At 47.3% G+C, this 10,372-nt stretch carries 4 protein-coding genes and 1 rRNA gene; all 5 read right to left on the bottom strand.

Going from position 1 to position 10,372, the window contains the following annotated elements; all coding sequences use genetic code 11:
• A partial coding sequence (locus NLX78_RS26270) for a non-ribosomal peptide synthetase (protein WP_254351914.1) occupies positions 1–4,503 on the bottom strand: 4,503 nt, incomplete at its 3' end.
• 49 nt (positions 4,504–4,552) lie between these two features.
• Positions 4,553–6,418, bottom strand: coding sequence for an ABC transporter ATP-binding protein (locus NLX78_RS26275; RefSeq protein WP_254351915.1), 1,866 nt, complete (start codon positions 6,416–6,418; stop codon positions 4,553–4,555).
• Positions 6,393–8,288: an ABC transporter ATP-binding protein gene (locus tag NLX78_RS26280; RefSeq protein ID WP_254351916.1), complete on the bottom strand. Its 1,896-nt coding sequence runs from the start codon at positions 8,286–8,288 to the stop codon at positions 6,393–6,395. Before NLX78_RS26280 ends, NLX78_RS26275 begins: the two co-directional genes overlap by 26 nt.
• A gap of 215 nt (positions 8,289–8,503) precedes the next feature.
• A complete protein-coding gene (locus tag NLX78_RS26285) occupies positions 8,504–9,328 on the bottom strand; it encodes a thioesterase II family protein (protein ID WP_254351917.1) in 825 nt (274 codons plus the stop codon).
• A gap of 958 nt (positions 9,329–10,286) precedes the next feature.
• Positions 10,287–10,372: ribosomal RNA gene (gene rrf / locus NLX78_RS26290) — 5S ribosomal RNA — on the bottom strand; the annotation flags it as partial.

Here is a 10,372-nt window from a genome sequence, read left to right on the forward strand (position 1 = left end):
TTTCATGAATGTTTTCCTGCTGTAGCTGATCGTCAGTTCCAGTGCACCGTCCGTGATCATGCCGTTGATATCCAGAGTATACCGCTTGGTCAACGTATCACTAATAGAAGCTCCGATGGAATAAGGAGACATGCCAAATGCATTATGTTTCAAATCCTGATCGAATTGTCCGAGATAGTTAAAGCTGATTTCCGGCTCGGCGACAAAAGCGGCTTCCCCTTCCCTAGGCGCAGAAAGATATCTCAAAATCCCGTATCCAATTCCTTTATGCGGCAAACGACGCAGCCCTTCCTTGACGCTCTTGACACGCCGTCCCACATTCCGATCCTCGCCCATATCGAGCACAACCGGGAATTGGCTGGTAAACCAACCGATCGTACGCGTAATATCCATATCCGGCAAAATCGCTTCCCGACCGTGACCCTCCAGATTTACGAGAACCTGACGGATGCCTGCCCACTCCTGAATTGCGGTGCCCAGAGCTGTCAGCAATAGGTCGTTCGCTTCCGTATTGTAGGCACGATGAGCTTGTTTCAAGAATTGTTCCGTTTCTTCTATCGTCCACGCTACGGTCAGTGTGCGGTCATCTCGTAGCTGAGGCTTGACCTCGGATTTGCAAGTGTAATCCTTGGGCAAAGCTGCTTGTGTAGCTGCCGCTTGCTCCAGCTGTTGCCAGTACGCACGCTCCTTCTCCAAAGCCGAACTGTTCGCATATGTTGACAGCTGGTCTGCCCACAGACGGAAGGAATCCGTTTTGTTGGGTAAACGGACAGACTCGCCCCGTAAAGATTGCTCATAGCCGGTTGCCAAATCTTCCAGCAAAATACGCCAAGACACGCCGTCGACCACCAAATGGTGGATCGCTACCAACAAATGGTCTCCATCCGGGCAACGGAACAAACCCAGTTTCACCAAAGGGCCTTCATCTAGACGGATACTGCTTTGAATTTCGCTGGCTTTGTTCTCCAGCAAATGAGCAAAGTCAGACTCATTTGTAAAATCAACCACTTCCAGGCTGTACAGTTCTCCTTCTTGCACGCCACGGTTCCATGCTTCATACCCACCGTCCGCATTTTGGCGGAATACGATGCGCAAAGCATCATGGTGTTCGACAATGCGTTGCAGTGCCTGATGAAGCGCCGTTTCGTCCAAACGATCCTCACGGTGCAGCATCAGAGCCTGATTATAGTGCTCAGGCTTTGATGGCTGCTGTTCAATGAACCAGCGTTGAATCGGTGTCAATGCCACGTTTCCACTGACTTCTCCTTGATCGGAAATGCGGGTCACCCGCTGCACCCGTCCATTCAGCTCAGCAATCGTCGGATACTGGAACAGCTCTCTCATTTCGAGCTTGTAACCATTTTGCAGCAGTCTTGAAGACACCTGGATGGCCTTAATCGAGTCGCCCCCCAGATGGAAAAAGTTATCCAGCACACCAATATGCTCGATACCAAGTACAGATTGCCACACGGACACTAGCGTCCGTTCTACCTCATTACGGGCTGCTACGTAATCCTCACCGGAATCCACGCTGCCCTCCGGTTGCGGCAACGCCCGACGATCCACTTTGCCATTTGGTGTCAACGGCAATTGCTCCAGCTGCACAAAATATGACGGTACCATGTAACCCGGCAATTCTTGGCTCAAGGCGCTTCGCAGCTCACTAGCCGCGATATCCGCAAGAGTGACTACATATGCACAGAGCTGCTTTTGCCCCTGCTCATCCTCACGTGCAATGACGACGGCTTCTTGCACCGCTTCCAGCTTCAACAGCTGCGCTTCCACCTCACCCAGCTCGATCCGGTAGCCCCGAATTTTCACCTGTGCGTCGATCCGTCCTTTGTATTCCAGCGTCCCGTCCTCATTCCAGCGCACCAAATCGCCTGTGCGGTAGCAGCGCTCTCCGCTGCGGAACGGACTATCTACGAACTTTTCAGCCGTCAAATCCGGACGGTTCCGGTAGCCACGTGCCACCCCGTCGCCGCCGACGATCAACTCCCCCCATGCCCCGACAGGCTGAAGCTGCATGGAACGGTCTACGACATACGCTGTGGAGTTGTGGATCGGACGCCCAATCGGCACCGCTTCCAATTGCACGCTGGCAATCGCATGAGTTGTAGAAAAAGTTGTATTTTCTGTCGGCCCATAGCCGTTAATGATCCGCAGGGACGGATGAGCCTCCAGCACCCGGTTAATGTGCGGTACGGACAGCACATCACCACCGACCAGCAGTTCTTGTACCCCCTCGAACAGCTCCAAGTCCTGCTGAGATAGCTGGTTAAAGAGCGGTGCAGTCAGCCACATTGTTGTGATACCATGGTTGCGCACGGCTTCCTTGAGCTTTGGAGCGTCCAAAATGACATCCTGACTTACCAGCACGAGCTGTCCACCATTTAGTAGCGCACCCCAAATTTCGAAGGTGGACGCGTCAAAGACAACGGCGCCAGTTTGCAAAATGCGTGTATCAGCATCTAATTGCGCATAGTTTGTACTTTTCACCAAACGCACAACATTGCGATGTTCTACCATAACCCCTTTGGGCTGTCCGGTTGTGCCCGAAGTGTACATCAAATAAGCTAGTCGGTTTCCAAATTTACGTTCTTGTTCTCCAGCGGTGCTGTCTACGACAGACGAGGATGATTCCTTTAAAATCTCATTTTTCAGATTTGTATAATCGGTATAATCCGCATGATAAGCCTCGTTTTGCTCCCAATGTACGGTATTCAAGCTTTGGTCATTCTCTGCCCCGTACACCTTAGTATCGCTCAGATCCAGTACGATTCCGGTGTATTCCTCCGGTTGCTGTTCTGCGCGCTGCACCAGCAGCAACTTCGCCCCCGAATCTTCCAACAGGTAACGTACACGTTCAGCCGGATAATCAGGATCAATCGGTACATATGCGCCGCCCGCTTTGAGAATCGCCAACATGCCGACGATCATATCCGTGGAACGCTCAGCAACGATACCTACAGTTTGTTCGGCGGTAACACCGTGTCCGCGCAACGTGTGAGCCAGTCGATTTGCTTTTACATTCAGTTCGCCATAAGTTAAACGGGCATTTCCGAACACAACTGCTGTCTGATTCGGTGTACGTTCAGCCTGTTCCTCAAACAATTCATGAATGCCTGCTTCGTGTGGATATTCCACCGCTGTAGCATTGAATACGTCGACGATTTGCGCCCGTTCTTCCTCACTGATCAGCGACAATTCCTGTATCCGCTTGTGTGGGCCCTGCACCATATGCTCCGCCACACTCAAAAATTGTCGAATAATTCGAGCAATTTCCTGTTCACTAAACAGTTCGGTACGATAATCTAGGTACAGCACGAGTCTATCATCATCCAGCATTTCAACCATGTGAATATCGAAGTCGTTCACCGTATCTCCGCAGAAATCGTTATCAACCTGCTGAATCGCTTCATCAAACCGGGAGAAACTCAAGGTACGGTACTGAATGGAAGCACCAAACAGACGCTGAATGTCCAGACTGCTTTGCTGTTCACGCAAATCCTGAATAATTTTGTTGTACGGGTAACGCTGATGCCGCAAAATGGATGCCTGCTCCTTACCTACACCCTGCAGGAAGGTCAGCAGTTCGGATTCTGGTTCGACCAACAGGCGCGTAGCCACAGTGCTGACGAACATACCGATGGTATCCTTTTCCTTCTTAGACGTACGGTTGGCATAGAGTGTCCCCACGCTTAAGTCCTGCTCTCCCGTCACTTTATGCAAATAAATATACAGAGCCGCCAGGAAGAACGTAAAAATACTAATTTTATGTTCCTCGCAAAAAGCCGTAACACCACGATACAACTCATGTTCCAGTATAAAGCTCTCCCGGCGTGCAGCTGTGCTCAGTGTCAGCGGGTTATATGATTTCAAACCTGTAGTCTCTGGCAAATCAGCAAACTTTTCCGTCCAGTACGTTTTGTCCTTTTGATAACGGTCTGATTGCTCATAGCTTTGCTCTACCTGGATAAAATCCAGATAGGGATTGCCCTTGGTCGGCGTATTTTGACCTGTACCATGCACAATATCCATATAATGTCCGGTGATTTCATTAATGGCCTGATTCATGGACACGCCGTCTGAGATAATATGATGCATTTTAAAATTAAACCAGGTTTCTTCTGCCCCGAGCTGTAAGATAACAAAGCGGTATAGCTGCGAATCCAACAATGAGAACGGCTGTGGATTATGGCACTTTAACCATTCCTTTGCTTCTTCCGGGGTAACTTGGAGCGTTTCTATACTTTCCGCCGTAAACGGCTCTACATATTGATACGGAATCCCATCCTGAGCAGTAATTTTGATACGAAAAGAATCATTTTGGGCAATTACCCGGTTCATTGCTTGCTGCAAGGCATCTATACGAACAGTTCCCCTGATTTTTACTGTTGCAATAATTGTTGATGTGTTCCGATTAGGATACAGAAGCTCCGTATACCAAATCCGTTGCTGTGGCTGGCTTAGCGAAAACAATTGAACATCTTGCTGTGTCATCCGTCTCTCTCCTCGCAAAATAGATATTGGTAAAAGGAAATTCGCATATTTATGCGGTTTGTTCCTCGGGATGCTTTCGAAATTGAAGCTCATACAGCTCTGCATAATGACCGCCCTCGGCAAGGAGCTGATCATGGGTACCCTGCTCTTTCAGCTCGCCATCGGCAAGGACACAGATCGTATCCGCCCGTTCAATCGTAGACAATCGATGGGCAATAACTAATGTCGTACGATCCTTCATCAGCTCATTTAAGCCCTGTTGGACTTCATATTCCGATTCTGCATCCAAAGCCGAGGTTGCTTCATCCAACAGCAAAATCGGTGCATTTTTGAGCAAAGCACGAGCAATTGCGATCCGCTGTCTTTGACCGCCAGACAAATTGGCTCCGCGTTCACCGACAATCGTGTCGTACCCCTCTGGCAGCTCGGCTATGAAGCCGCTGGCATAGGCTGTTTTGGCCGCAGCCTCTACTTCCTCATCCGTGGCAGTCGGTGAGCCAAAACGGATATTATCCGCTACTGTACCGTGGAAAAGCGTAGCCTCCTGTGGTACATAGGCCATCAAATCCCTGACCTCATCCAACGGAAATTCTTCTGCCAAGCGACCACGAACCCGCAGTACACCTTCGTCCGGTGGGTAAAATCCCAACAACAGCTTCATGACTGTGCTTTTGCCGCCGCCACTCGGGCCGACAAGCGCGGTTACCTGTCCTTCTGGCACAACCAAGTTTAACCTTTGCAGCGTTGGATGGTCAGGCTGATAGCCAAAGGTGATGTCGTGCAGCTCCAGCGCAGCCGGAGTCTGTTCAATGGCATGGTCTGAACGCAAGGTCTCAACATCGCCATAGAATTCCCCAGATTCACGGGCTGATAAAGCTGCCGTCTCGGGATCGATAAGCCTAGTCAGCGGTCCCTTCTTTTTAGCCGCGGGGAACTGCTCTTCTTCCTTCGACTCATCCAGAATTTCGCGGATACGCGCCAAGCCTGCCAAGGAGTTTTGTAACAGTGTTACAGCCGCCCCTAGCTCCAAAAACACCGTTGAAATACCGGTTTGCAGCTGCACAATCTGTCCTAGTACTCCCAGTTCCATTTGCTTCTGCGAAACCAGAATTAATCCGGCGACAAGCACACCGCCCAGCGTAATGAACTCAATGACAAAATTGCACATATCCTGCAAGCCCATATGACGTCCCTGCCGGATGCTGATGCGGTTTATGTCCTCGCTTGCAACATTACAAAGTCCGCCTACCTTTGTCCTCAACCCAAACAACTTCACCGTCTGCAAACCGGAAAGCAAATCACTCAATCGTTCCGTGAACCTGCTCATCCGTCCCTGTAACTCTTCACTCGTCTTTCGCATTTTCTTGGCGAAATGAGCATTGATCCAGGCTGAAGCCAGCCCAAGTAAAACCGCCATAATCCCAAATCGCCAATCCAGCGTCATCAAAATGACCAACGAGCCCAAGAAAAGCGAAATTTCCAGTATAATCGAGCGGATATGAACGGTGTAAGCCTGCTCCAGCGTCTGTACATCGTTCGTCATGCGGGATACAAGATCACCCGAATGGTGTTTTTCGGCTTTTTCGTACGATAGCTTGACAATGTGACCAAATAGTTTCGTTCGTACATTGGCAATCGCCAGCTTTACACACCGTTTATACATATAGCTGCACAGGGGGGAAATAAGACTTAATGCCAAAAATGTACCACTGACCAAATAGACCGCTCGGTATAGCTCCTGTACATCGCCATTAACCGCGAAATTCAGCAAATAATGCACCACAAAAGAAAGTAAAATCGTGATGCTAGCATTGGTCAGACTATTGCCAACCAGCCCGGTAAAATACCATTTTCGGTGCGGCTTCATCAGGGACATCAACTGCTTAAATTCATAAAACCCCTGCTTGAAGGTCACGACGCTCACCCCTTTCCTCAGGCAACGAATTACCGTTTTCCGCCGTATGCTGTTCTTCTTCAAAATTCTTCAAATACAGCTTTCGGTACACACCATCACGACCTAGTAATTCCTCATGAGAACCCGATTCCACAATGCTCCCCTGATCGAGTACAATAATGCGGTTCGCCTGACGTACGGTTGACAGTCGATGAGCAATGACCAGTACCGTCCGGTTTTGCATTACCGCATTCATCGCATTCTGCACCTGAGCCTCCGACTGACTATCGAGTGCTGAAGTCGGCTCGTCCAATAGAAGCAGCGGAGCATTTTTCAGTAATGCTCTTGCTATGGAAATACGCTGTTTTTGACCGCCAGACAATCCGCCTCCCCGCTCGCTCAACAGGGTTTCATAGCCCTCGGGAAGTTGAACAATAAAATCATGCGCATGTGCCGCTTTCGCCGCCTCGACAATTTCTTCCCGAGTCGCCGCTAAACGTCCATATCCGATATTTTCTGCAATGGTGGCCGGAAAAAGCGACGGCTCCTGAGATACCATCGAAATATGACTGCGCAGGCTTGTTAAATTCCAATCTGTCAAACTCTTTCCAAATAGTTGAATGGTTCCAGCATGCTCTCCAGGTTCATTAAATCCGCAAAGCAGCTTGAAAATCGTGCTTTTACCTCCACCGCTGGCACCGACTATCGCCACCATATCCCCTTGCCCTGCCTGGAAGCTGATATCCTTCAGCACTGTGTTCCCTTCATCGTAGCCAAAGGTCAAATGCTCAAAACTGACTACAGCAACACTATCAACGTCATCATCACTTTCTGCTCTGCCTTCACTCATTCGGTTGGCTTCCCCATTTGCATCGTCTTTCAAATGAGGCGCCTCATTCTCTCGCTTCTGATCTACCAAGGTCATTTCGCCATCCTGACGTTCATTCTGCCAATCCAGTACCTCAAACAAATGCTTTGCGGCTCCACCCGCTTCCTTCATTTGCGAAATGATCGTCGGCAGCATGGCAATCGGCTGCAATATGAACGAAATCAGGTATAAAAAAAGTACAATGCCTCCAGCATTCAGCTCTCCATGTTGTATCAGGTATCCTCCGTATACAATGACCAAAATAATCGGTGTTGCTAGCATCATCACACCTACCGGAGTAATGGCTGCATAGCGCTTTTCTAGCCGTAAGCCGCGCTTGACGACCTCCTCCATAATCACCATATACTTCTTCAGCAGCACAGCTTGCATATTGAATGCCTTGACGATAGGGATTCCTCCGATTGCATCTTGCCCCACAGCGTTCAAATGAGCAATTTTCTCCTGAAGATCCGCAGAATATTTTTCAATCGGCTTGCTCATTAGTGATGTTATGATCATTCCTATTGGCATGAGCGCAAGACTTGCCAATATCAGTTTCCAGCTTGTCAGTAAAAGCAATATGAGTGATGCCGTAAACACAAGCGGTAAATAAAACAGATTGGCAAACTGCTGGATAAAAAAGTTCTGTAATACTGCCGTATTATTGGTTAGACGGGATACCAAATCTCCGGTAAATTTCCTTTCCACGCTGGAAACTGGTAAATCGCAAAACTTATGTACGAGATCGCCTCTCAAGTCGCGCAGAGCACTAACACTAAATCGCGCTGAAGCGTACCTCATCACAAACTTACAGGGCATTCCAATTAGCGTCATACCAACAACCAGATAGATCATGTTCTGGGTAGAGGAGAATGTCCCCTGTGCCATTTGCTCAATGGCCTTACCCAAAACAATGTCAATAGCTGCCAAACACAAGGAGGCGATCACCGTTATGAAAACCCATAGATTATACGGCCTTACATAACGTGCGAGTCTCCGAAAAGCAGAATTTAATCGAAACAAGGGCATCCCTCTTTTCGTTGCCCACACTTTATCAGTGCGAACTTTTTATATTGGCTGTGGACGTCGTTGAGATAAACTCTGGGTTTGGATGCATGAGTATCCGTGCAGAATAAAATGCGATTTGGAACTATGCTGGAATTTGCATCTTGGTGTGGGTTGGTTGTTGATTGTTGCTGAGATGGTAATAACGAAGTGTATCGTGATGTGTGGGACATTCAACTCTGTCTGAATCGTGGTTGTAGGGTGCTTGTGTTGTAAGCTGTATGAGCTGCCGCCGCGTGGGCCATCGGCGAGGATGTAGAAAGAATGTTCTCGACTGCGCTCATAACCTCTTGTTCGTGTTCATGGATGAAAAAGTGATTACCTTCGAACATCTGAACATCCATAGGTGATGTCGTATGTTGTTGCCAGGCATGGAGTGACTCTGTGCTAACCTCAAAATCCTTCATTCCGCCTAAAACGGTCATCGGGCATACCAGTGGATTTCCCGGCTGATAAACATAAGTTTCACATACCTTAAAATCTGCACGCAGACGAGGCATAATAATTTGCATCAATTCTGCATTTTGCAGCACCTCTTCAGGGGTTCCCTGCATTAAACGAAGCTCTTCCGTGAAAGAATCGTCTGCTAAATCATGGAGCCGTTTTTTGGAATATGGAAGATGTGGCGCGGATTTACCAGATATGATGATATGCACAGGTAGCTTTCCAGTTTTGCTGTATAACTGCCGTGCTGTTTCGAATGCAATGAGCGCCCCCATACTGTGCCCAAAAAAAGCGAACGGCTTATGCATGTATGGAGCCATAGCGGGAACCAACGATTGAACGATGTCTTGAAGAGTATCCATTGGAGCTTCTGTTGAACGGCTTTCACGTCCTGGAAGTTGTATAGGCAGCACGGTAATGTCAGGCGCAAATCTGGACTTCCAAGAGTTAAATATGTAAGCACCACCACCGGCGTAGGGGAAGCAAAATAGTTGGAGCTTCGCAGTCGGTTGGACCTCTGTTTTCGCGAACCAAGATTGCGATCGAGTCGTCATATGAATTCCTCCATCCTCTATGCATTTCATAATTTTACAGTAAATCCTTATATCTCTTTTTTTCTTCCAACACTTTCTAACTGTTTTTAAATATACAAACTTTAAAACCACTTGGCATGGGACAAAAGGGCTAAATTGATAGAGCTCATAAAAATAAAATAAAATCCATATTATGTTATTTGTTTCCAAAATTCAAAAGCAACAATTTCACTTTTTGTATTAGTTATCTGTCAATCATGATCTGTTAATTTAGTTTAAAACGAAATTTTAGGTTTTCACGAATTTTGTAAAACTAAACTCATTATGATTTACATTGAAGCTCCACCCCCTTATCCTACAACAATTTTATCTTTACATGCCATTAACATAAATGTAACAAATTCAACCTGATATCATCCGACAAATTCCGCCTTTTTCCGCAACTCTCTTTAACCTCCTAAATAATGGATTCAATTTGTATCAAGCTCACATAAGCCAAAACTAATAACTCTTTAATTTTGTAATAAATATTGTTATTTCATAGTCCTAAAGGACCCTATTTTGCATATTTTTTTCTGACTCTTCGTCTAAAAAATTCAGTTCGGATTGAGTTTTTCTCTCCCATTGCTATGAATTTTCTTTTCAAACTCTAATAGAAACGTTTCTATCTCAATTCAAAATTACCTGTTCTCTAGAAATTTATAGCCTTACTTTTAATCTTTCACCCCCTCAAAAAACAGTAACGGCAAAACAGCAAGGCTCCCTGTTGTTGGAGCTTGCTGCATTATAAATTTTATTATGTTTGACTTCACTATCGGTCGTTATGCAGAGCGTTGTAAGCTTTATTGTAGTTATCCCCCAATCTTATTAATTTAGTGGGATGGAGTATATGTATGGGTTTCTTGTATAATTTCCAAAACGCGAAAGCCTTATGGTATACAAAAAGAGCACAGCCCATTAAGGCTGTGCTCTTTTATTTGCTTGGCGGCGTCCTACTCTCCCAGGACCCTGCGGTCCAAGTACCATCGGCGCTGGAGGGCTTAACGGTCGTGTTCGGGATGGGTA

Source organism: Paenibacillus sp. Lou8.1, from assembly GCF_024213565.1.
GTDB classification, from domain to species: Bacteria; Bacillota; Bacilli; order Paenibacillales; family Paenibacillaceae; genus Paenibacillus; species Paenibacillus polymyxa_B.